The organism is Streptomyces griseus subsp. griseus, assembly GCF_000720255.1.
Lineage (GTDB): Bacteria > Actinomycetota > Actinomycetes > Streptomycetales > Streptomycetaceae > Streptomyces > Streptomyces griseus_I.
On record NZ_JOJE01000006.1, the window covers coordinates 294,321 to 316,798 of the forward strand.

The window sequence follows — 22,478 nt, forward strand, 5'->3', positions numbered from 1 at the left end:
GCAGGCAGTGCTTCCTCTCACCCGCGCGGCTCGCGCGCGCCCGCAACAGAAACGGACGAGACCTTGACGATCAGCGACGAGCGCCCGACGACCGGGCTGTGGAACGATCCCGCCCTGCCGGCGTCCGTCCGCGCGCGGGCCCTCCTTGACGCGATGACCGACGCCGAGAAGATCGCTCAACTCGGCAGCAGCTGGCCCGGCTTCAGCCCCTCCTCCGGGGACGTGGCTCCGATGCAGGACACCTTCAGCGCCCCCCAGAGCTTCGAGGAAGCGATCGTCGACGGGCTCGGGCACCTGACCCGGGCGTTCGGCACGGCACCGGTCGACCCCGAGACGGGCCGCGAGCGCCTGGCGGAGTTCCAGGAGCGGGTCACGGCGGCGAACCGGTTCGGCATACCGGCCATCGCCCACGAGGAGTGCCTCACCGGATTCACCACCTGGCAGGCCACGGTCTACCCGACACCGCTCGCCTGGGCGGCCACCTGGGACCCCGGTCTCGTCCGGAGCATGGCGGCGGCCATCGGCGCGGACATGGCGGCGGTCGGCGTCCACCAGGGCCTGTCCCCCGTGCTGGACGTCGTACGCGACTACCGCTGGGGCCGTGTGGAGGAGACCCTCGGCGAGGACCCCTACCTGGTCTCCGAACTCGGGCTGGCCTATGTGCGGGGCCTGCAGTCCTCCGGTGTCGTCGCGACGGTGAAGCACTTCGCCGGCTATTCCGCCTCCCGGGCGGCACGCAACCACGCGCCCGCCGCCGTCGGCCCGCGCGAATACGCCGACATGATCCTCGTACCGTTCGAGAAGGCCGTGGTGGACGGGCGCGTCGGCTCGGTGATGAATGCCTACAACGACATCGACGGCGTCCCCTGCGGCGCCAACGAGTCCCTGCTCACCGGGCTGCTGCGCGACCGCTGGGGATTCGAGGGCACGGTGGTGTCCGACTACTGGGCGATCGTGTTCCTCGCCTCCATGCACCACGTGGCCGCCGACGTCGCCGACGCGGCCCGGGCGGCACTGCACGCGGGGATCGACGTGGAACTGCCCCACACCTCCGGCTACGGCGACCACCTGGAGAAGCTGCTGCGGGACGGCCGCGTGACCACCGAGCTGCTCGACCGCGCGGTGCTGCGCGTCCTGGCGCAGAAGGCCGAACTCGGTCTGCTGGACCCGGACTGGCACCCCGGGCAGTACACGGCCCCCGCCGACTTCGACTCACCGCGCAACCGCGCCATCGCCCGCGGTCTCGCCGAGGAATCGGTCGTCCTGCTCGACAACGCCTCGGCCCTGCTGCCGCTCGCCTCCCCGCGCTCGATCGCCGTGATCGGCCCGGCGGCCGACGACGCGCGGTGCCTGTTCGGCTGCTACTCCTTCCCCAACCACGTCCTGCTCCACCACCCCGGGCTCCCCCTGGGCGTCGAGGCCCCCACGATCCTCGACGCCGTCCGGCGGGAGTTCCCCGAGGCCTCGGTGCACCACGAGACCGGCTGCCATGTCACCGGTGAGGAGCGCGGCGGCATCGAGGCGGCAGTGGCGGCGGCAGCGGCGGCCGACCTGACGATCCTCGTCGTCGGCGACCGCTCCGGCATGTTCGGCGAAGGGACCTCCGGCGAAGGCTGCGACGTCGGCACGCTGACGCTCCCCGGAGTGCAGGAGGACCTGGTGGAGGCCGTCCTCGGCGCGGCCCACCGCACCGCCCTCGTCGTCGTCTCGGGCCGCCCCTACGCGATCGGCCGGCACGCGCGGCGAGCCGACGCGACCCTTCAGGCCTTCTTCCCGGGAGAGGAAGGTGCGGCTGCCGTCGCCGGGGTGCTGTCCGGGCGGATCAACCCCTCCGGGCACCTGCCCGTCCAGATCCCGGGCGACGCGGCAGGCCAGCCGGGCACGTATCTGGCGCCCCCGCTCGCCCTCAAGAGCGACGGCGTGAGCAACATCGACCCCACACCCGCGTTCCCGTTCGGGCACGGCCTGTCGTACACCACCTTCGCGATCGAGGACGTACAGGTCGACGAAGCCGTCGTGCCCGTCGACGCGACGATCACGGTACGGGCCAGGATCTCCAACACCGGTGCACGGGCGGGCACCTGCGTGGCCCAGCTCTACCTCACCGACCCGGTCGCCTCGGTCACCCGGCCCGTCCGCCAGCTCATCGCGTTCACCCGGGTCGACCTCGCCGCCGGCCAGGCCGGCGTCGTCGAGTTCGACGTCCACACGGACATGACCAGCTTCACCGGAACCGATCTGCGCCGACGCGTCGAACCCGGCGACGTCACCCTCACCGTCGCCCAGTCGGCCGGCGAGGCGGGCTCCTCCGCGCGAGTGCGGCTCGAAGGAGCCACCCGCACGGTCGACCACACCCGGACCATGACCACCGCCGTGACGGTACGGCGGGACTGACGGGCCCTCATTTCTCCACCTCACGATGGAGTCCACACGGCAAAGGAGCCGCAGTGAAGAAAACATGGGCAAGGAAGGCTTTCGCGACAGCGACGGCCTTCGGAGTCGGCCTGGCGTTCGCCATCGCCTCAGCGACGGGTGCGGCGGCGTATCAGCCGAGCCAGACCACCTTGTACGGTGCGCAGAACGCCGCTTCGTGCAACAAGACTCCGTGTGTCCTCTACCCGAAGTCGGCCCAGCTCCCCAGCGGACGCATCGTGGCCGCCTTCGAGAACAGCCTGGGCGACCCGGTGGGCCAGACGCTGCCGGTCTACAAGAGTGACGACGACGGCACCACATGGCAGAAGCTGTCCGACGTCAAGGCTCCGGCGTACCTGTCGAGCGACTCGCAGTACGCCAAGTACACCAGCAACTGGACGAACCCGTACTCCTACGTGCTCCCGCAGGACGTCGGAGCCCTGAAGGCCGGCACGCTGCTTCTCGCGAGCGTCGTCTCGGGGGACGACTACTACTACCGGGAGCACAAGGCCGCCGACCCGAACTGGACGCCGGACGGCGACGGCGACCGCAAGGACGTGGCGATCGCCCTGTACTCCAGCACCGATGACGGTGCGACCTGGAACTTCCAGAACATCCTCGCCGCCGGCGGGTGGCAGGGCAGTCGCGTGTCGAGCGCCAACACCTACGCGCAGTCCGACCCCGTCTGGGAGCCGTACCTGATGGCCCGGAACGGGCAGCTCGTCGCGTACTACTCCGACGAGCACGACTACCTGGGCTTCGACTCCACCACCGGCGCCCCGAACCGCGACCCGGACGACGACACGGCCACGGATTCACGCAACCAGATCCTCGTGCACAAGACCTGGGACGGCAGCAGTACGTCCTGGAGCCAACCGGTCGTCGATGTACCGGGCACGACCGAGAACCTGGGCGGCAAGACACTGATCGGCAGCGGACGACCGGGCATGACCACGATCGCCCAGACGACCGACGGCAAATGGCTGCTCACCTACGAGTACTGGGCCAGCGGTGCGACCAACACCCGGTACCGGATCGCGGACGACCCGCTGAAGTTCTATCCGAACACCGTGCCGGACCAGGGCGTCACCAGCCTGCCGGTGCCCTCCGGGGGACACACCCTGGCCGTGGGCGGCAGCCCGGTCCTCGTCCAGCTGCCGGACGGACGGATCGCCTACAACGCCGCCGGCAGCGGCAGCGTCTGGGTGAACGAGTCCGGTAAGAGCGACGGCACCTGGAAGGAGTACCAGACGCCGGTCACCGCCGGATACAGCCGCGATCTCCAGTACGTCGACGGCACGGGACGTGTCGTCATCCTCCAGGCCGGTTTCAGCGGCCAGGGCCTCGGTCCCGTGCGCTACGGCGAGGTCGACCTCGGGCGATCCTCCCAGAGCGCCTACTACACCCTCGTCAACCGCGCCACCGGTCAGGCCCTCAGCCCCGACGCGGGCAAGACGCAGGACGCGAACCTCACCGGCAACGTCCCCGACATCGTCCTGAAGGACCGGGACGCGGCCGACGACGCGCAGCGCTGGCACACCGTGGCCAAGGGCTCCGACGTCACCCTGCTCGACAAGGCCGGTGGCCGCTCGGTCGCCATCTGGACCGGCAGCGCGACAGCCGGGCAGAAGCTCGCCCAGTGGGTCGACGACGGAGCCACCGACAAGCAGTGGACCCTCGTCCCCTCGACCGACGGCTACTACAAGCTCCGGTCGGTCCGTAACACCAGTCTGTTCATGACGGGCGCGACCGCGAACGGCGCCGTCACCCTGGCCTCGTCGGCCAGTGACGGTTCGCAGGACTGGCAACTGGTCCAGGACCCACTGCCGACGGACGGCACCTTCACCCTCAAGGGCGCCAACTCCGGCCGCTGCCTCGATGTCCCCAACGGCCAGACCGGCGTGCAGGTACAGATCTGGGACTGTTCCGGGAACGCGAACCAGACCGTCACGCAGACCACCGCGGGCGAACTCCGCGTCGCCGGAAAGTGCCTGGCGGCCGCCGGTGACGGCACCACCGCGGGCACCCAGTTGATCCTGTGGACCTGCAACGGCAAGACCAGTCAGAAGTGGTGGTTCCGCCTCGACGGATCCGTCATCAACCGTTCCAACGGCCTGGCGATCGACGTCGCCAACTGGGCCACCGCCAACGGGTCGAAGGTGCAACTCTGGACAGCCGTCGGCAACGCCACCCAGAGGTGGAGCCGGGCATAGTCCACAGAGGGGCCGGCCCGAGGAGCCGGCCCCTCTTCGTCTCGTGTGTGATCAGCGGGTCAGGGGTCGCCACTGGTCTCTCAGCGCAGGACTGGTCGGCTTCCACACGGTGACCCGGTCCTCTGTAGGGCGATCGGCGTAATCGGGCGTTTCTGGCGGCCGGTGAAGCCGAGCACGCTGCGCATGCGCGCCGCAGCGAGGGGTACGACCACTCCCGTACGAGGAGTCGCGCATGCGGCTGGAGAGCGAGGGGTGCCGGAAGTGATTCGAAAGCTGCAGGCGATCGCACTGGACTGCGCCGACGCAGTACAGCTCGCGGAGTTCTACGCGGAGCTGCTCGGCGGCCGGGTGGTCGTGGACCCCGAGGATGCCGACTGGGTCGAGGTGCACGGGTTCGAAGGGACACCGCTGGCCTGCCAGCGGGTGGACGGCTACCAACCGCCCCAATGGCCCGGCCAGGAACGCCCGCAGCAGCTCCACCTGGACTTCGACGTGGACGACCTCGACGGAGAGGAGAAGCGGGCGCTCGCCCTCGGTGCGACCGTGCTGGAGCGGACGGACCAGCTCCGCCCGGAAGCCAACTGGCGGATCTACGCGGACCCGGCGGGCCATCCGTTCTGCCTCTGCCTCCACTGAGCCCACGGGACTACGAGCGCTGGGAGCGGCCGGGCGATTTCCTCGACGCTGCCCGCACTTGGCTCAATGGCGAAGTGTTGACACGCGGCCTTTCCAACCGCGGTTCTCCATGACCGCACGGGTGGTTAGGGTGGCGGTGGAATGACGGGGCTCATCGGGGGATTTGCCCCCGACGGGAGGGGGAGGTGCATCGCATCAGCCGGATGGGTTGCGACGATGTGCGGGCTCCCGCGCGCATGGACCAGGTGCTGCCCCCGTCGCTGCGCGGGTGGCTCGGGGTGATCGCGGCCCTCGCCGCGCTGGTGGTCGTCGGGCTCGGGGTTCTGTATGCCGGCGACAGCGAGCCGGGCGTGATGGACGCGCGGATCGAGACGGCGGTGTACGGTGTGCGGCCGCCGTGGCGGCGCGTCGCTCTGGCCATGGACTTCCTGGGGGAGCCCGGGGGAGCGGCGGTGCTGGTCCTGGCCGTCCTGGCGGGCTGCCTGCTGCTTCGGTGGCCTCGCGCGGCGGTGCTCGTCGTTGCCTGTGCCGGCATGACCGTGGGGACGGCGACGCTGCTCAAGTCGCTGGTGGGACGCACCATTCACGGTGACGACAACCTGTCCTACCCGAGCGGGCACACCGCCTTCCTCACCGCGCTCACCGTCGCGGTGGCGCTGCTGGCGACCGGTCGGCTCGGCCTCGGCAGGACGGCCGGCACGTCACTCGTGCTCGCCGCGGCGCTGGTCGCCGGCGCGGCCATGGGCTGGGCGCAGGTCGCCCTGGGCGCCCACTACCCCACCGACGTCCTCGGCGGCTGGTGCACCGCACTGGCGGTGACGCCGGCGACCGCGTGGCTGATCGACCGGACGGCCGACCGGCGGGACGACCGTACGCCCGACGCCGCTCTGCCGCAGCGCTGACGTCACGTCACCTCACACCGAGCGGCGGAACACCGGCTTCACCGGTCGTCCGCCCAGCCAGGGGGTGGGGTCGGCGGCGTCCAGGGCCTTCCGGTACACCGCACACGCCTGGGCCACCACGTCGACGGTGTGATCGATGTCGGCGTCGCTGAGCGCGCCGCTCACCACGAACGACGGGGCCAGCACCCCGCCCGCGAGGAGCCGACGCAGGAACAGGGTGCGGTACTCCTGCGACGGCTGCAGGTTCTCGTCGAGGGTGGCGAAGACCAGGTTGCTGGCCCGGCCCCGGACGACGATGTGGTCGCCGACGCCCATGCCGGCCGCGGCGTCGCGGACACCGGCGGCCAACCGCTCGCCGAGGGCGTGCAGCCGCGCGGTGACGCCCTCTTCGACGTAGGTGGTCTGCACGGCCATCGCGGCCGCCAGGGAGTGGGTCTCCGCACCGTGCGTGGTGGACAGCAGGAACACCCGGTCGCCGGAGTGACGCAGCCCGCCCAGCTCCATCAGATCGCGGCGCCCGGCCAGCGCGGAGACGGCGAATCCGTTCCCCAGCGCCTTGCCGAACGTGGAGAGGTCGGGGACGACGCCGTACAGGCCCTGCGCGCCCGCCTCGGACCAGCGGAAGCCGGTGATCATCTCGTCGAAGACCAGCACGCAGCCGTGTCGGTCGGCCAGTTCGCGGAGGCCCTCCAGGTACCCGGGCGGCGGTTCGGCGACGGTGGCGGGTTCGAGGATCAGGCAGGCGACCTCGTCCGGGTAGCGGGTGAGCAATTCCTCCGTGGCGGCCAGGTCGCCGTAGGGGAAGGCCACGGTGAGCTCTTCGGTCGCAGCCGGAATACCGGCGGACATCGGCGTGGTGCCGATGAACCAGTCGTCGGTGGAGAAGAACGGATGGTCGGCGCAGATGGCCACCCGCGGGCGTCCGGTGACGGCGCGGGCGAGGCGCACCGCGGCGGTGGTGGCGTCGGAGCCGTTCTTCGCGAACTTCACCATCTCGGCGGTCGGTACCGTGGCCAGGAAGCGTTCGGCGGCTTCGACCTCGACGACGGACGGCCGGACGAAGTTGCTGCCGCGGTCGAGTTCCCGCCGCACCGCCTCGATCACACGCGGGTGGGCGTGTCCGAGGCTGACCGACCGCAGGCCGGAGCCGTACTCGACGTAGCGGTTGCCGTCGACGTCCCACACGTGGGCGCCGCGGCCGTGGCTGATGACCGGGGCCAGGCCCTCGGGGTACTGGTCGTCGCCCTTGGCGTAGGTGTGCGCGCCCCCCGGGATCATGGCGTGCAGCCGCTCGTTCGCCCTCCGCGACCGGGGCAGGAGGAACTCTCCGGTGTCTTCGGTGTCCACGCCGACCTCAACTCTCCTTGTTCTTCAGGACCTGGGCGAGGCTCGGCGCCTCCCGGTCCCGCTGGGACATCGATGTGACCGGCAGCGGCCAGGGAATGGCGAGCTCCGGGTCGTCGAAGGCGATCGTCACGTCCTCGGCCGGATCATGCTCGCGGTCGATCCGGTACGAGGTGTCGGCGGTCTCGGTCAGCGCCTGGAAGCCGTGCGCGCACCCCGCCGGGATGTACAGGGTCACCTGCGTCTCGCCGGACAGCTCGAAGAAGGCCCGGTTGCGGTAGGTAGGCGAGTCCGATCGCAGGTCCACGACGACGTCGAAGATCCTCCCGTACGAGCACCGCACCAGCTTGGCCTCACCGGCGCCGGAGCGCAGGTGCAGGCCGCGCAGCACGCCCCGGACCGAGCGGGACAGGCTGTCCTGGACGAAGGCGTCCGGGTCGAGCCCCACCGAGCGGATCACGTCGGCGTCGAAGGTGCGGCAGAAGAAGCCGCGCTCGTCGGCGTACGGCGTCGGCTCGAACAGGTACGCGCCGGCGATCGCCGGAACTTCGGTCGCCTTCATGGAGCCTCCCGAGTGGCGTGGGCGTGAGTGTGGTCGGCCGCCGGGAACAGGGCCGCGGTCAGGTCGGTGAACTGCTGCTGGAGGCGTTCGGCGGCGGCCAGGTTCCGCTCGCTGAGGGTCTGCCGCAGCTCGGCCGATCGCCGCTCCAGCGCCCGGAACTGCTCGAGCAGCCGGTCGGCGTCGAGCTCGCGCGCCGGGTGGCAGTACGCGCCGAGCCCCATGTCCGCCATGAGCGCGTCGCTCTTCGCCGCGTAGCTGAGTGCGAGCACCGGCGTGCCGGTCTTCAGCGCGCAGATCAGGTTGTGGTACCGGATCGCCACCACGGAATCGGCGGCCGCCATCTCCTTCATCAGGTCGGCCAGCGAGGACGGCTCGGCAGCGGTGACCAGCGGCGAGTCCACAGCGGCGAGGATCGCGGCGACCACTGACGCATCGCACTCGTCGCCGGTGAGCAGCCGTACCGGCCTGTCCTCCTCGACCAGCGCGCGGACGAACCGGATCGTCCCGTCGAGGTATCGCCGGTGGATCTCCTCGGCGCGGGCGCGGTCGTCATCGCCGCCGTGGAAGTCCATGACGCCGACGCAGACCGGGCCGGGCGAGTCCGAGGGCGCGCTCGTCGGCGGCGTCGGCAGGGAGAAGGCGAGGTCCGGGTAGACCTCGTCGCGCGAAGTGTCCACGCCCATCGCCCGCATCGCGTCACGGGACTGGGCGTCCCGGTACGACCGGTACGCGGCAAGGCGCGCCGACCAGCGCACCAGGGCCCGGGTCGGCCGGTTGCCGATCGTCGCGGCTCCGACGCCGACCAGCGCGACCCGGGTGCCGAGCAGCCGGCCGCTCGCGCAGAGCAGGAACAGCGAGTACGGGAAGCCCCACGGCCGCAGGGGCAGCGTGGCCTCCAGGACGCCCATGCCCGGCACGATCACCACGTCGTGCCGGCGCACCCAGGCGGCGGTGCGGAAGACATCGACGAGTTTGCCGAGACCCTTCGACGCGATCGCGCCCGCACGCGACGCGGTCCGGTACTCCCCGCGATACCAGTGCAGCCGCGTGGCGGGGATCCCGAACCGGGTCGTCACGGCCTCGGGCCCGCCGCACAGCGCGTCCACGGCCGCCGCCGGATGCTCGGCACGGAGGTACCCGAGCACGGCCTCCAGCGACCCGTCGTTGCCGAGGTTGCCGGAGCCGAGCAGGCCGAACACCCCCACACGTGTCGCCGCCTTCATGCCCGCCGCCCCTCACGGCCCGCGACGAGGGCATCCACGGAGACCGTGAGCTTGGCCGGGTCGACCGGGGCGCGGTCCTCGACCCGCTCGCCGGCGCCCGGCCGGACCCGGCTGGTCATCCACGCGGCCAGATGGCGGTAGCACGCGCGCCGGTCGGCCGCGGACAGGGGCGCCCGCCGGATCGCCGAGGCGAAGCCCCAGACGTACTCGGCGAGCAGCCGGGGCGTCGGGTGCAGCGGGCCTGCCCGGCGCGGATCCAGGTTGACGCACCGGGAGCGCTTGGAAGGGTTCGCACGCTCGGCGCGGGTGGGGTGGTCGCGGCGGAAGTACAGCAGCTCCGGCACCTGGTGGAAACGCCCGTGCAGGGTGATCTCGGCGACGTACGTGCGGTCCGCGTGGTGGTAGCTGTCCATCGGTTTCACCCGGCGCAGCACGTCGGCCCGCATCACCCCGTAGAAGTCGTCGCCACCGGGCTCGAACAGCAGACTGCGGAAGCGGTCCGGCGCGTGCGGCGAGTCGGTGGCGAGCGTGTAGTCGTAGGGGACCTTCACCTGGCCGTCGCCGTCGATGACCGCCTGGTCGGTGTGCGCGAGGATCACGTCCGGCCGCTCGTCCAGCGCCTCCACGCAGAGCCGCAGCAGGTCGCGGCCGTAAAGGTCGTCGTGCGAGGCCCACTTGAACAACTCGCCGCGGGCCTCGTCGAGCACACGGTTGTGGTTCGGCGTCGCGCCGATGTTCCGGGACAGCCGGAGGTACCGGATGCGTGAGTCCTGCGCGGCGTACTTGCGGCAGATGTCCTGGGTCGTGTCGGTCGAGGCGTTGTCGGAGATGACCAGCTCGAAGTCCTCGTAGGTCTGCCCGAGCAGGGCGTCGAGCGACTCGGCCAGGTACTCCTCGCCGTTGTACACGGGCAGGCCGATGCTCAGCCTGGGTCGGTCGGTCATGCGGTCCTCACTTCGGGGACAAGGTTGTGGTGGCGCTCGCGCAGGGCGGACCGCAGCTGCAGCCACCACACGGCCGAGCCGCTGAGGGTCGCGGCGGCGACGCCCCATGCCGAGCCGACCGTGCCGGCCACGACCGCCCCGCCGAGCCCGCCGCCGACATAGCAGGCGGAGGCGAACAGCTGGCAGCGCAGACTGCGTCGGGCCGCGCCGAGCGCGCGCAGCCCGGCCGCCGCGCCGGTGCCGAGGCCCGCGCCCGCGACGCCGAGGGTGATCGCCACGATGAGCTGCGAGGCGGATGGCCAGACGTCGCCGAGCACGAGCTCACCGAGCCGGTCCGGCAACAGCAGCAGCGACCCGCCCCACAGCAGCGCGGCGGTGGCCTGCCCGCCGCCGAGGAGGAGACAGAACTTCCCCAGCCGCTGCGGGGCCTGCCGCAGCACCCGTGCCGCCTCCGGGACGGTGACCAGCGACAGGCCCATCAGTACGGCGAGGAACGGGCCCATCAGGAGTTCCGCGCCCCGCACCGCACCCACCGCGCCGACCCCGACGATCGCGCCGAGCCCGTACGCCCGCAGCTGGCTCGCGCCGCTGAGGCTGACGTTCTCGACCAGGTACCGGTAGCCGAGATCGCGCTGCTCGCGAAGCCACCCGCGCGCCTCGGTCATCCGGGGCCGGACGCCGGACTGGAGGCAGCCGTACGCGGCGGCCACCGCGGCGGACGCGCCCCAGGCGAGCACGAAAGCGGGCACGCTGCCCACCTGGGCCGCCACGACCATGGCCGGGACGAGCGCGATGCCCCACACGAGGTCGTTGACGAACGCCTTGCGCCCGCTGCCGGCGGCGAAGAACGAGAACCGCCAGGCGTCCTGCAGCAGCAGCCCCGGCAGCATGACGCCGAGGCAGGCGAACGCGGGCCCCACGCTGCCGCCGAGGCCCAGTCCGACCAGCAGACACGCCGCGCCGAGGGCGGTACCGACGCCGAGCGCGGTACCCGACGCCCGGGACACCGCCCCCCGCCAGGACGTGTCCGACACGCCGCTGAAGCGCACCACGAGCGGGTCGGTGGCCAGCCCGCGGGAGACGTTGAGCACCACGCCGTAGGTCACCCAGGCCAGGCTGAACACGCCGAACGCGGTCACCCCCAGCGAGCGGGCCACGTAGATGCCCACCGCGAAGTTGGACATGCTGGAGGCCGCCTGGTCGGCCAGGCCCCAGGACAGCCGGCCCGCCATGGCCCGCTTCGCGGTGCGCCGGGCGTGTCCGGCCGGTGCCGCCGACGCCGTCGCCTTCTCCTCCTCGGTGGTCATCGGCGTCATGCCTTGATCAGTTCGGCGCCCTGGAGGGCGGCGGCCGCGGCGGCGACGGTGTCGAACGGCAGTCCGGACCGCTCGGCGACGTCCAGCAGACTGTGCTCGCCGTCGGAGAGGTTGAGCACCCAGAGCATGGCCATCTGCGCCTGCTTGGTGTCGCTGCGACCGCCGAGCGCGTCGTACAACCCGCGCCGCCCCAGCTGTGGTTCGCCGTGGGGGCTGAGGTTGACGTACCGCCGGTTGCGGTCGAGCACGGCGAACGCCTCGCGGCAGACGGCGAGCGTGTCCGCCATCGCCTCCGGGGAGACGAAGTCCGGGTTGTCCGCCGAGGTGTGGTACTCGGGGTAACCGGCGTACGGAGTCCGGGTGAGCGAGCCCACGCCGAGATCGAACCCGGGGGAGCAGTACTGCCGCTCGTCATAGCCGTACGGAGTGAACTCGGTGACGCGGTGCGGGCGTTCGGACGCGTTGAGCACGTGCCGCATCACCCGGTCGATCTCCGCGTCACCGCGCCTGCTCTGCTTGTACGTCAGTCGGCCCCGGTCGCCGGCGCAGGCCAGCACCAGCCCGTGCTTGACCTGTTCCACCCGCTCCGCGTTGCGGGCCAGCCAGGTGATCGCCCCGATGGTGCCGGGCGCGAAGATGAACCGGTAGGTGTGGTAAGGCGTCTGCTCCGCCAGCGCCCGGGCCAGGTACGTCGCCACCGCGATGCCGGCCAGGTTGTCGTTGGCCAGCGACGGGTGGCAGACGTGGCAGGAGACGATCACCTCGTCGGCGACCTGCCCGGGGACCACGTGCTCGGCGTAGGTGAGGTGGCCGTCCGCGAGGGTGGAGTCGATGCGGACCTCGTAGTCACCGTCCGGCAGCGCGTCCAAGGTCTCCTGGGCCAGGCAGAACCCCCATTCCGGCTTGTAGTAGCTGGTGCGGTACGGCACCCAGGAAGGCTGGTCCGGCAGGGTGTGCAGGTGTCCGCGCAGCTCGGCCAGCGACATGGTCGCCGACACCGGCACGCTGTAGCCGAGCACGTGCAGGCTGGACGCGGCGAAGTCGACGACCCGGTGGCCGGCGGCGTCGGCGATGTACGCGTCGCGGATGTTCCACTCCTGCGGCACCGTCCAGTCGAGCACCTGAGTCCCGGTCGGCACCTCGTGCACGCGCAGCGGGATGTACTCGCCGACGATCTCCAGGGTGGCGCGCACACCGTCGCCCGTGATGCTCCGGCACAGCGGGTACAGCCGCTCGACCAGCGCGTGCATCTCGTCGCCGGCCGAGGCCATCGGCTGTTCGCCCGCCGCGGTCATCCGCGCCTGCGCAGGGTGTCGTCGACGGCGCCGGCGTCGGACGCGGCGCGCAGCACGGCGAGCCGGGTGAAACGCCGGTCGAAGTCCTCCTTGGTCAGCCCGAACTTGCGGTAGGCGTCGGCGAGTTCGAGCGCGCCCTGCTTCACCGTCCACTCGCAGTCGAAGCCGGGTATCGCCGCGCGGAACCGGGCGAAGTCCACCCGGTAGGACCGCGGATCGGCGCCGTTCTCCCCGGTGATCACCACCTTGGAGCCGGGCACCGCCTCGGCGACCTGCTCGGCGATCTCGGCGACCGTGACGTTGTTGATCTCGCTGCCGATGTTGAACGCCCGGTCGTGCACCGCCTCCCGAGGCGCGGTCAGCGCGGCCGTGAACGCCCGGGCGATGTCGGCGGCGTGCACCAGCGGGCGCCAGGGGGTGCCGTCGGAGAGCACAAGGACCTCGCCGGACATGAGGGCGTGGCCCGTCAGGTTGTTCAGCACGATGTCGGCGCGCAGCCGGGGCGAGTAGCCGAAGGCGGTGGCGTTGCGCATGTACACCGGGGTGAAGTCACCGTCGGCCAGCGCGTGCAGGTCGTCCTCCACCCGCACCTTGGACTCCGCGTACGGCGTCACCGGGCGCAGCGGGGCGTCCTCTGTCACGAGGTCGTCGCCACCGGCGGCGCCGTAGACCGAGCACGTCGACGCGTACAGGAAGCGCCGCACTCCGGCGTCGCGGGCCAGCCGGGCCAGGTGGACGGAAGCGTGGTGGTTGATGTCGTAGGTGAGCTCCGGCGCCAGCGATCCCAGCGGGTCGTTGGAGAGCGCCGCCAGGTGGATGACTGCGTCCACCCCGGCCACGTGTTCGGCGGTGACGTCGCGCAGGTCCACCCGGTGCCCCCGCGGGTCCGCGGGCGTCGGGCCGAGGACACAGTCGGCGAACAGGCCGGCGTCGAGGCCGACGACCTCGTGCCCGGCGGCCGCGAGGACCGGGGCCATGACGGTTCCCAGATAACCCTGGTGTCCGGTCAGAAGTACGCGCATGGTTCAACCCCCCAGGTTGAGCGTGAGTTTGGTGACGGCGAACGCCTCGGCGTAGCGCGCGTGGCATTCGATGCCGCGGATCCGGGCAAGACCGAGGAAGGCCTCCCGGTCGTACCAGGGGCGGTGCCGCTGCGAGGGGTAGTGCTCTTGCAGCAACCGCACCTTCTGTTCGGCGATCTCGGGCGTCAGCGGCTGGTACGCCGACGGACGGCCGAGATCGCCGTCCCACTTGGCGATCTCGTAGCCGAGGACCAGGTGGTCACGGAACGCGGTGGGTATCAGTCGCGCCAGGCCGCGGTGGTCCTGGTGCGCGTCATCGGTGCGCGGGGCAAGGATCAGATCCGGGTCGGTCTGCCCGCGCAGTTCCTCGACCGCGGCCTTGGCCTCCTCCCAGTGCGCCGGCAGTCGGCCGTCCGGCAGCTTGTGCACGGTCAGCCGCAGGTCGGCGCCCGGGCAGAAGGCGGCGAGCGCGGCCTGCTCCTCCTGCTCGCGTTCGCTGCCGCCGCCGGAGAGCACCAGCGCGTCGACGCGGATCCCCGGCCGCGCGAGGCACAGCGTCAACAGCGTGCCGCCGGCGCCGATGGCGATGTCGTCGCAGTGCGCGCCCACCGCGACGATCCGGCCCAAGGGCCCGGCTCCGAGCCCGATCACGCCGTCACCCCCGCGCCGTCCCGCTCCCACACGGCCCACGGACGGTCGCCCCGGGCGTAGGCGTCGTCCAGTGCGGCCCGCTCCTTCACGGTGTCGGTCGGCTTCCAGAAGCCGCGGTGCTGGTGCGCCACCAGCCGGCCTCGCTTGGCCAGTTGGGCGCATCCGTCGGCGACCAGGTCCCCGCCCTCCGGGATGTGGTCGAAGACCTCCTGGCGGAGCACGAAGTAGCCGCCGTTCTCCCACAGCGGCAGTTCGCTCACCGCCGTGATGCCTCCCACCAGGCCGTCCTCGCCCAGGTCCACGCAGTGGAACGAGGACTGCGGCGGCACCACCATCATCGACGCGCCGGCGTCGCGCCGGGCGAAGTTCTCGATCATCTGCGGCAGCGGGGCGTCGGTGAGCACATCGGCGTAGTTGGCGAGGAACATCTCGTCGCCGTCCAGGTGGTGTCGCACCCGGCGCAGCCGCTCCCCGATCGGTGACTCGATGCCGGTCTGCGCGAACGTGATGGTCCAGTCGGCGATGTCGGTGGACAGCAGCTCGGTCCGCCCGCCCCGCAGCACGAAGTCGTTGGACGTCGTCTCCTCGTAGTTGAGGAAGAAGTTTTTGATGTGGTGGGCCCCGTACCCCAGGCACAGGATGAACTCCGTGTGCCCGAAGTGGGCGTAGTAGCGCATGACGTGCCAGATCAGCGGTCTGGGGCCGACCATCGCCATCGGCTTGGGCACGTCGTCGGAGGATCCGTTGCGCATCCGCATCCCGTAACCGCCGCAGAACAGAACGACCTTCATGCTGTGACCTTTCGGGACGCGACCTCGACAATGCTCAGTTCCGGGATGGGGAAGACCAGCCGGCCGCCCCAGTCGTGCACGAAGGACAGCTGCTCGACCAGCTCGGCCCGCAGGTTCCACGGCAGGACGAGGACGTAGTCCGGTTTGTCCGCCGCGATCTGCTCGGGCGGCAGGATCGGGATGCGGGTGCCCGGAGTGAACCTGCCGTGCTTGTAGGGGTTGCGGTCGACCGTGTACGCGAGCAGGTCGGGCCGGATGCCGCAGTGGTTGAGCAGGGTGTTGCCCTTGCCCGGGGCGCCGTAGCCGACGACCGTCTCGCCGCGCTCGGCGGCCTCGATGAGGAACTTGAGCAGGTCCCGGCGCACCTTGGCCACCCGGGCGGAGAACTCGGTGTACCCGGACAGCTCCTGAAGCCCGGCGGCCTTCTCCCGCGCCAGCACGTCGGCCACCTGCTGTGTCGGCTCGCCGGCCACCTCGGCCGGGCGGGCCCACAGCCGGATGGAGCCGCCGTGAGTGGGCAGCAACTCGACGTCCACGAGCGTGAGTCCGCCGCCGGCAAGGGCCCGGATCGCGGACGCGACGGTGTAGTACTGGAAGTGCTCGTGGTAGATCGTGTCGTACTGGTTCTCCTCGATCAGGGTCAGCAGGTGCTGCACCTCGATGGAGACCCAGCCGTCGTCGGCGACCAGGGCGCGCAGCCCCCGCGTGAACCCGACCACGTCGGGGATGTGCGCGTACACGTTGTTGGCCACGACCAGGTCCGCCGGGCCGTGCTCGGCGCGGACGGCCGCGCCGGTCTCCGGGCTCAGGAACTCCGTGAGCGTGGGCACGCCCGCGTCCCGCGCCGCGGCGCCGACGTTCACCGACGGCTCGATGCCGAGGCAGCGGATCCCGCGGTCCACCACGTGCCTCAGCAGGTACCCGTCGTTGCTCGCGACCTCCACCACGAAGGCGTCGGAGCCTTTGGTGTCGAGTCCCACCCGCCGCACGGCGTCGGCGACGAACGTGCGCGCGTGCTCCACCCAGGAGGTCGAGAACGAGGAGAAGTACGCGTACTCCTTGAACGTCTCCTCCGGCGTGATCAGCGGCGGGATCTGCGCCAGCCAGCAGTCGGTGCAGACCCGCAGGTGCAGCGGGTACGCCGGTTCCGGCAGGTCCAGTTGGTCCGCGGCGAGAAAGCTCTCGCACGGTGGCGTCGCCCCGAGATCGACGACGCTCGCCAGCGTCGCCGAGCCGCAGAGTCGGCATCGTGTCATTTGCTGCCCCCCATTGATTCCGTCCGACCCGCGATCGCGGTGCGGTACCCCTCCACCAGGTGCTCCAGCCCGACGGCCGGGCTGAAGTCCTGCTCGTAACGGCGCCGGGCCGCCTGCCCCATCTCCCGGTTGCGGACCGGCTCGGCCGTGATCCGGCGCAGGCAGGACGCGAGCGAGGCGGCCTCGCCCGGCCGGTGCAGCAGCCCGGTCACGCCGTCCTCGACGAGTTCGACGAACGCCCCGTGACCGGCGGCGACGGCCGGGACCCCCGCCGCCATCGCCTCCACGGCCACCAGGCCGAACGCCTCCAGCCACGTGGAGGGAGCCACCACGGCGACCGATCGCGCGATGGCCTTCCGGCACTCCGCCGTGTCCAACAGGCCGACACAGCGCACGTCGTCCCGGCCCGCCGCCCAGGCGGTCACCTCCGGCTCCAGCGGCCCAGCGCCGGCGATCATGAGCGGCACGCCCACACCGCCGCTCGCCGCGAGCTCGTCCCACGCGGCCATGAGCAGCCGTACGCCCTTGGCCTCCGCGAGCCGGCCGAGATAGAGCAGATGCTCGCCGTCACCCTCTCGGCGGACGCCCGGGTCGGGCACGAAGTTGTGCTTCACCGCCAGCAGTTCGGCCGGCATGCCGGCCCGCACCAGGACGTCGCGCTGCGCCGCGGAGATGCAGAAGAAGCGCTCCACCCCGGACCACCACCGCCGCCGGTTGACCGACAGGCTGACCGCGAGCGGCACCGTCGCCAGCCGGGAGTTCCGGTAGCAGCCGTGCCGGACGGCGGGCAGCGGCGCGGACCCGACGCACTCGGTGCACGGCCGGCCGTCCCTTTGCAGCGTGCCGGGCGGGCAGACCTGGGTGTAGTTGTGCAGCGTGGCGACGGCGGGCACGCCGGCGTCGGCGCAGGCGGCCAGCACCGCCGGCGACAGGAGCGGGAAGACGTTGTGGACGTGCACCACGTCCGGCCGCTCGGCGCGAAGCCGGGCGGCGAGCTCCTTGCGGACCGCCGGGTTCCACGGCACAAGGAGCGGTACCGCGACCTTGCCCAGCAGGGACCGGGCGGCGATGTCGTCGCTGCGCCGCTCGAACACCTCGACCCGGTGGCCGGCCCCGCGCAGCAGCGCCACCTCCTGGTCGACGACCTTGTTCTCCCCGCTCGGCTGCGCCGAGGCGTAGCGGTTGTGCACCACGAGGACGTGCATGCTCAGATCACCTCCGATCTCTGGGCCCATCGCGGGACGCGCCGCCGAGGGGTTTCGGGTGTCGGGACGGGAGTGGCCGCGGCAGGTGCCGCCAGCAGCGAGGCGGCCAAGGCCAGATGCAGCAGATACGGCGAGGCGTCGCCGAGCCCCGCCTCGGTGTACGAAGCGATCGCGCAGTAGCTGATCAGGAAGATCGCACAGGCCCTCGACAGCGACGGTGGCCGCAGCAACGCGACGCCGCCCAGCACGATGATGATGGCCGCCACCAGGGCGATGCCGGTCATGCCCTGCTCGTTGTAGACGGCCAGCCAGCTGTTGTCGATCGGGAGCCCGCCGAACGACTTGTCGCCCAAGCCCGTGCCGAACAGGTACTCCGTGGTCGTCCGGGGTGCCGCCAGCAGGGCGTTCCAGACCTTGGCCCGGCCGGTGAGGCTGGCGAAGTTCTCCTGGCTCTGCCCGCGCAGGAACCACGCCTGGAGCGCGGAGCTGAACCCCACCGCGGCCACCGCGGCGCACAGCACCGCCCAGGAGAAGACCCGGCGGGCGGCGGCACTGGTCAGGACGAGGGAGGTGATCGCCAGCACCAGCGCGATGATCAGGCCGAGCGTGGCCGTCCGGGTATGGGTCAGCGCGAGGAGGACGAGGGAGAGCGCGATGATCACCGCCGCGCTTCTCCGGTCGGTCCGGCGGCCCAGGAGGAGCAGCACGGTGAGCCCGATGATCACCGCCGCGTACTGTCCGATCTGCGGCGGGGTGAGCGGCCACAGCGCACCGACCAGCCGCCCGCCGTAGAGGTCGGGCAGGGCGGCGCCCGGTGAGATGACCAGGCCGGCCGCCACCGACCCGAGCACCGCGAAGTACATCCGGATGTGGTGCCGGACGAACGTCGTGCTGCCGTCCCACCAGCGGCTGAGCAGCCACAGGGTGCCGACGAAGAGGGCCAGCCGGGTGCAGCGGAACAGCGCGCCGAACCCGGCCCCCTGGTCCACGGTGGAGATCAGGCTCGGCACCAGCAGCAGGGTGAGCAGGAAGACGTAGGCGCTGGGCCGGATGCGCACCCGGGGGTTGACCAGGAGCGCCAGCGCGAACGCGGCGACCAGCGAGCCCATGGTGACCATCTGGATGAGGGAGCGGGGCAGCGGGACGATGGTCTGCGCCCCGGCGGAGCCGAGGGTGTTGAGGACGAGCAGCCCCCAGACCGTCCCTACGATCTTCGGCCTGTGGTCTGTGTCGGTGTCCGCGGACCTCATCTCAACCACCGTCCCCTGCGCGGAAGGTGCTGCCCGCGTCCTGCCGGTACGGCTTGTCCTGCCACTGCTTGAAGTCGACCGTCCGGCTCGCGTCGTGCACGACGAAGGTCCAGGGCCCGACGTAGACGTTGTCGTGCCAGCGGTTGTGCTGCTCGCGGGTGATCGCCTCGGCCACCCGCTCGCCCTGGTACGGCGACCAGTCCGGATACGTACCGTAGTTGGACAGCACCCCCATCCGGTCGCACTTCGCCGTGCAGTCGACGACGGACTTGTCCAGCACGAAGCGGTTGTCGTGGATGTCCACCCGCTGGGTCTTCCACCGGCAGTCGGAGTAGAGCGGTGCCTTGGCGATCGCCGGCCGCGCGCAGCGGTCGGTGTTCTTCACCAGCAACGTGCAGTCACCCGACGACGTGTTGGCCGGGCTGTTGCAGAACCGGTCGGCGTTCTCCCACAGGGTGATCCCGGACCAGTTGTTCTCCAGCACGTTCCGGTAGATGTCGATCTTGTCCGTGCGGGCCCGGACCCGTGGTTCGCCGCCGGACTCGGAGAGGTAGACGGTCGCGAACGGGAAGCTGTCGCCGTCGGCGGCCTGAGCGCGGGCCTCCACCAAGTTGTTCCGCCGGATCCGGTTCTTCCGGATGACCGCGTTGTAGCTGGTCTCGTAGATCAGCGCGGCACCGTCGTTGTCCTCGATGAGGTTGTTCTCGATGAGGAAGTCGTTGTTGTTGGTGTCCGCCCACAACCCGGTTCCGCGGTTGTCGTGCACCCAGTTGCCGCGCACGTCGGCGCCGTCCACGGCCCAGAACTTGACGCCTCCGGTGCAGCCGCAGGCCGGCCGCCGCCGCTCCCAGTCGCCCGTGTTGTTGCCCACGATCTCGTTGCCCTCGACCACCAGGCCGCGGATACCGCCGGTGGCCTGGTACGCGTTCATGCCGTACTGGCCGTTGTCGCGCAGGCAGTTGGCGCGGACCTGCTGGCGGGCGCCGGCCATCAGCCCGGCGCCGGAGTTGTTCTGGATCGTCGAGTGCTCGATCACCCACCCGTCGGCCGAGTCGTGATTGACCACGCCCTCGTCATGGGGCGCGACGAACCCCTGCACGGTCAGATAGCGGATCGTGACGTCGCGGGCGGTGCCGCCGAACGCGTACTGATTGCTCTTCCGGCCGTCGAGCACCGCGCCCGGCGCGCCGAGGTAGACGTCCCCCTCTTTGGGGGTCACCTGGTCGTAGCGGTGCGACATGAGCGTGTGCTTGCCCGGCCGAAGCCAGAAGGTGGTGTGCGGGGGGCTGCTCCCGGTCTTCGCGGCCAGGTCGCCGGGCACCGTCGGGTCGACCGTCACCGCGCCCGCCGGCGCCTTCGCCGGCCCGGCCGCGGGCCTGGCACACACTCGGGCCACGGAGGTGGAGGAACCAGGGGTCGGCTTCGGCGCGGCGGCCGTCGTGCTGCTCTCACAGCCGGTCGCCGCCAGCAGGGCCAGCGCCAGCGGTGCCGCCGGCCACGCCCACTGCCGCCACTTGATCCCCACGCGCCCTCCCCTCACTGACCGTGGAACCTGAGCACGGTGGTGAAGCCCTCCGTGCCGTCGGTGAAGCCGGTGCCGACCAGCGTGATGGCGGGTTCCTTGCGTCCGAAGCCGGGGGAGTACCAGCCCAGCGGCGGGTCGCTCTCGCCGCGATGGGCCTGCCAGCTCAACCGCCCGGGCAGGTCGAGTTCCGCGGAGCGGTCCTCGCCGTCCCGGGTCCAGGTGAGCACTGCCCGGTTCCCCACCAGGTCCGCGGCGATCGCCGGGCCGAGGTGGAACGCCAGCCGCACGGCCCGGCGATCGCTGTGCGGGCCGCGGACCTCGTCGACCACCCTCAGCTCCTGGCTCGCGGCCGTCAGCTCCACCCTGCGGCGGTGCACGGACGGCTGGTAGCCGTCGTGCTCGGCGCACCAGCGGGCCGCCCCCTCGGTGGACGTGTCCGCGACCAGTACCCGGCTGCGGGCATGCCGCGTCCACAGGAACGGACCGCCGGAGACGGACTGGTCACCGCCGTCCAGTTGCAGGGTGTTGTGGCCGAGGGTGGACCGGAAGTACTGCCGCCACTCGGGCTGCCCGTGGTAGCAGAACGTCCCCGGGTCGGCGAGCACATCGACCCCGTCGTGCCGGACCTCGACGGACAGCGCGTCCGCGTGGGCGTGTGCGGCGATGGACAGGAACCCGTGCGGACCACCGTCGCAGCGGCACCAGATCTCCCCCGGACCGCGCAGGATGGTCATGCCCGCGTCGGCGAAATGAGACGGTCGGCTCGCCGGGCGGGTCACGGACAGTCCACTGGGTTCGATGAGCGCGGCCAGCAGCGGGGTGCGCACATCGGTGCCGGGCACCGCCGGCCACCAGTCGCGTCGGCCGAACACGGCGTCACCGGTGGCCAGCAGTGAGCCCCAGCGGTCGGTGCCCGCGCCGTCCACGACCAGACCGTGGCCGTCGTCCGAGTCCCCCTGGCGCGGCGGCCGCAGCCGGTTGTCCACGACGGCCGCGAGCGCGTCGGTCATCCGCAGCAGCACCAGCCGGACCGACGCGGGGACCGGCACGCCTGCCGCATCGGCCTCGGCCACCGCGGCCAGGCCGAGCTCCAGCACCAGTCCGTGGTACTCGCCGGCCAGCTCGCGGTTGAGGCCGGAGAGAAAGGTGTTGGCGCGCAGCTGCCGCTCCAGCGACCGCAGCGCGTCGGCCCGCCAACGCGCCGAGGAGGGGAACCACCCGAACGCGCAGGCCGCGGCGAACTGCCCGGCGGCCTCGGCGATGACGTGGTTGTTCGCCGAGGACCCCCGGCTGGGGAAGGCGGCCAGCCAACGCTGGTGGTACCAGATCTGGCGGAGCGCCACCGGGTTGTCCTCGAACAGGGCGGCCGCGCCCGGCCAGCCGTCGAGCAGCCGGCGGATCCACACCCAGGACAGCAGCCGGATCCCCAGCTCGATGCCGCTGACCCAGTGCACTCCCTTCAGCGGCGCGTTGGCGACCCACCACGACCGCAGGTGCCCGGCCACGCGCTCGGCGTACCGCTCGTCCCCGGTGACCGCGTAGGCCGCGGCGAGCACGGTGAGGTACTGATGCCGGGACAGCTCCCAGATCTGCTTGATGTCCCCGACCGTCTCCTCGTCCCGGTACGGCACGTCGAAGGCGTAGCCCTTCGGAGCCCGGCGCCCGGTCTTCGGGTCGTACCACCAGTCCGGGTCGGCCAGGTCGTCGCGGACCACCCCGAAGTACTCGGCGTGCCCGGCCATCAGCCGGTCCGCCTCAGCGACGAGACGTTTCGCGGCGTCCGGTGGCACCGCGGCGATCGTCCCGGCGGGCAGCACCGCGGTGAACCGGGCGCCGGTCACGCTCGGGCAGTCCGGCCGCGCCGACCGCCACCGCCGCCTGCGCACTGTGTCGCCCACCCGGCCCGCAACCTCCCGCGGTCCCATCCGGGA

The 22,478-nt window shown here is 71.6% G+C and carries 18 protein-coding genes; 4 read left to right on the forward strand and 14 right to left on the reverse strand.

Translation table 11 applies throughout. The features are described 5' to 3' along the window. The first annotated feature begins 63 nt into the window (after nucleotides 1–63). The 4 genes from IG99_RS12255 (at nucleotide 64) to IG99_RS12270 (ending at nucleotide 6,163) form a co-directional block, all read left to right on the forward strand. Nucleotides 64–2,394, forward strand: coding sequence for a glycoside hydrolase family 3 N-terminal domain-containing protein (locus IG99_RS12255; protein WP_234311823.1), 2,331 nt, complete (start codon nucleotides 64–66; stop codon nucleotides 2,392–2,394). Between the two features lie 53 nt (nucleotides 2,395–2,447). Next, entirely contained in the window at nucleotides 2,448–4,625 is a 2,178-nt protein-coding gene (locus tag IG99_RS12260; protein ID WP_037672782.1) for an RICIN domain-containing protein, read from the forward strand. A gap of 261 nt (nucleotides 4,626–4,886) precedes the next feature. Then, entirely contained in the window at nucleotides 4,887–5,261 is a 375-nt protein-coding gene (locus IG99_RS12265) for a VOC family protein (RefSeq protein WP_037673016.1), read from the forward strand. A gap of 203 nt (nucleotides 5,262–5,464) precedes the next feature. Next, nucleotides 5,465–6,163 carry a phosphatase PAP2 family protein gene (locus IG99_RS12270; protein WP_037672784.1) on the forward strand — a complete coding sequence of 233 codons (699 nt, stop codon included), beginning with the start codon at nucleotides 5,465–5,467 and terminating at the stop codon, nucleotides 6,161–6,163. Nucleotides 6,164–6,175: 12 nt separating this feature from the next. Here the strand turns inward: IG99_RS12270 and IG99_RS12275 are convergent, their stop codons facing one another. From IG99_RS12275 to IG99_RS12340, 14 genes are read right to left on the reverse strand one after another with little or no spacing between them, the layout of a single operon-like run. Next, the gene (locus IG99_RS12275) at nucleotides 6,176–7,510 is read right to left on the reverse strand and encodes a glutamate-1-semialdehyde 2,1-aminomutase (protein WP_037672785.1); all 1,335 of its coding nucleotides are present in this window, start codon (nucleotides 7,508–7,510) and stop codon (nucleotides 6,176–6,178) included. Between the two features lie 7 nt (nucleotides 7,511–7,517). Continuing rightward, the gene (gene rfbC / locus IG99_RS12280; RefSeq protein WP_037672787.1) at nucleotides 7,518–8,069 is read right to left on the reverse strand and encodes a dTDP-4-dehydrorhamnose 3,5-epimerase; all 552 of its coding nucleotides are present in this window, start codon (nucleotides 8,067–8,069) and stop codon (nucleotides 7,518–7,520) included. Then, nucleotides 8,066–9,292, reverse strand: a complete 1,227-nt coding sequence (locus IG99_RS12285; protein WP_051865230.1) for a polysaccharide pyruvyl transferase family protein — start codon at nucleotides 9,290–9,292, stop codon at nucleotides 8,066–8,068. The genes rfbC and IG99_RS12285 overlap by 4 nt, the downstream gene beginning before the upstream one ends. Next, nucleotides 9,289–10,236 (reverse strand): glycosyltransferase family 2 protein, encoded by a 948-nt coding sequence (locus IG99_RS12290; RefSeq protein WP_037672790.1) that lies wholly within the window; start codon nucleotides 10,234–10,236, stop codon nucleotides 9,289–9,291. Before IG99_RS12290 ends, IG99_RS12285 begins: the two co-directional genes overlap by 4 nt. Then, nucleotides 10,233–11,552 (reverse strand): MATE family efflux transporter, encoded by a 1,320-nt coding sequence (locus IG99_RS12295; RefSeq protein ID WP_199815499.1) that lies wholly within the window; start codon nucleotides 11,550–11,552, stop codon nucleotides 10,233–10,235. The genes IG99_RS12290 and IG99_RS12295 overlap by 4 nt, the downstream gene beginning before the upstream one ends. Then, nucleotides 11,549–12,823, reverse strand: coding sequence for a DUF4910 domain-containing protein (locus IG99_RS12300; RefSeq protein ID WP_037673024.1), 1,275 nt, complete (start codon nucleotides 12,821–12,823; stop codon nucleotides 11,549–11,551). Before IG99_RS12300 ends, IG99_RS12295 begins: the two co-directional genes overlap by 4 nt. 20 nt (nucleotides 12,824–12,843) lie before the next feature. Beyond that, entirely contained in the window at nucleotides 12,844–13,869 is a 1,026-nt protein-coding gene (locus IG99_RS12305) for an NAD-dependent epimerase/dehydratase family protein (RefSeq protein ID WP_037672793.1), read from the reverse strand. A 3-nt stretch (nucleotides 13,870–13,872) separates the two neighbouring features. Continuing rightward, nucleotides 13,873–14,520: a PIG-L deacetylase family protein gene (locus IG99_RS12310; protein ID WP_037673026.1), complete on the reverse strand. Its 648-nt coding sequence runs from the start codon at nucleotides 14,518–14,520 to the stop codon at nucleotides 13,873–13,875. After that, nucleotides 14,517–15,311 carry a glycosyltransferase family protein gene (locus IG99_RS12315; protein ID WP_037672795.1) on the reverse strand — a complete coding sequence of 265 codons (795 nt, stop codon included), beginning with the start codon at nucleotides 15,309–15,311 and terminating at the stop codon, nucleotides 14,517–14,519. Before IG99_RS12315 ends, IG99_RS12310 begins: the two co-directional genes overlap by 4 nt. Further along, the gene (locus tag IG99_RS12320; protein WP_037672797.1) at nucleotides 15,308–16,567 is read right to left on the reverse strand and encodes a class I SAM-dependent methyltransferase; all 1,260 of its coding nucleotides are present in this window, start codon (nucleotides 16,565–16,567) and stop codon (nucleotides 15,308–15,310) included. Before IG99_RS12320 ends, IG99_RS12315 begins: the two co-directional genes overlap by 4 nt. Beyond that, complete coding sequence (locus tag IG99_RS12325; protein ID WP_037672798.1) at nucleotides 16,564–17,772, reverse strand: glycosyltransferase; 1,209 nt, start codon at nucleotides 17,770–17,772, stop codon at nucleotides 16,564–16,566. The genes IG99_RS12320 and IG99_RS12325 overlap by 4 nt, the downstream gene beginning before the upstream one ends. Nucleotides 17,773–17,774: 2 nt before the next feature. After that, complete coding sequence (locus IG99_RS12330) at nucleotides 17,775–19,022, reverse strand: membrane protein (RefSeq protein ID WP_037672800.1); 1,248 nt, start codon at nucleotides 19,020–19,022, stop codon at nucleotides 17,775–17,777. Nucleotide 19,023: 1 nt separating this feature from the next. Beyond that, nucleotides 19,024–20,547 carry a right-handed parallel beta-helix repeat-containing protein gene (locus IG99_RS12335; protein ID WP_037672803.1) on the reverse strand — a complete coding sequence of 508 codons (1,524 nt, stop codon included), beginning with the start codon at nucleotides 20,545–20,547 and terminating at the stop codon, nucleotides 19,024–19,026. Nucleotides 20,548–20,558: 11 nt separating this feature from the next. Next, complete coding sequence (locus tag IG99_RS12340; protein WP_051865232.1) at nucleotides 20,559–22,472, reverse strand: heparinase II/III family protein; 1,914 nt, start codon at nucleotides 22,470–22,472, stop codon at nucleotides 20,559–20,561. Nucleotides 22,473–22,478 lie beyond the last annotated feature (6 nt).

Bases quoted from the DNA above. Each gene is read 5' to 3' on its own strand.
- IG99_RS12270 (WP_037672784.1), top strand. From the start codon at position 5,465: ATGGGTTGCGACGATGTGCGGGCTCCCGCGCGCATGGACCAGGTGCTG.
- rfbC (WP_037672787.1), bottom strand. From the start codon at position 8,069: ATGAAGGCGACCGAAGTTCCGGCGATCGCCGGCGCGTACCTGTTCGAG.
- IG99_RS12285 (WP_051865230.1), bottom strand. From the start codon at position 9,292: ATGAAGGCGGCGACACGTGTGGGGGTGTTCGGCCTGCTCGGCTCCGGC.
- IG99_RS12290 (WP_037672790.1), bottom strand. From the start codon at position 10,236: ATGACCGACCGACCCAGGCTGAGCATCGGCCTGCCCGTGTACAACGGC.
- IG99_RS12295 (WP_199815499.1), bottom strand. From the start codon at position 11,552: ATGACGCCGATGACCACCGAGGAGGAGAAGGCGACGGCGTCGGCGGCA.
- IG99_RS12300 (WP_037673024.1), bottom strand. From the start codon at position 12,823: ATGGCCTCGGCCGGCGACGAGATGCACGCGCTGGTCGAGCGGCTGTAC.
- IG99_RS12305 (WP_037672793.1), bottom strand. From the start codon at position 13,869: ATGCGCGTACTTCTGACCGGACACCAGGGTTATCTGGGAACCGTCATG.
- IG99_RS12315 (WP_037672795.1), bottom strand. From the start codon at position 15,311: ATGAAGGTCGTTCTGTTCTGCGGCGGTTACGGGATGCGGATGCGCAAC.
- IG99_RS12320 (WP_037672797.1), bottom strand. From the start codon at position 16,567: ATGACACGATGCCGACTCTGCGGCTCGGCGACGCTGGCGAGCGTCGTC.
- IG99_RS12325 (WP_037672798.1), bottom strand. From the start codon at position 17,772: ATGCACGTCCTCGTGGTGCACAACCGCTACGCCTCGGCGCAGCCGAGC.
- IG99_RS12330 (WP_037672800.1), bottom strand. From the start codon at position 19,022: ATGAGGTCCGCGGACACCGACACAGACCACAGGCCGAAGATCGTAGGG.
- IG99_RS12340 (WP_051865232.1), bottom strand. From the start codon at position 22,472: ATGGGACCGCGGGAGGTTGCGGGCCGGGTGGGCGACACAGTGCGCAGG.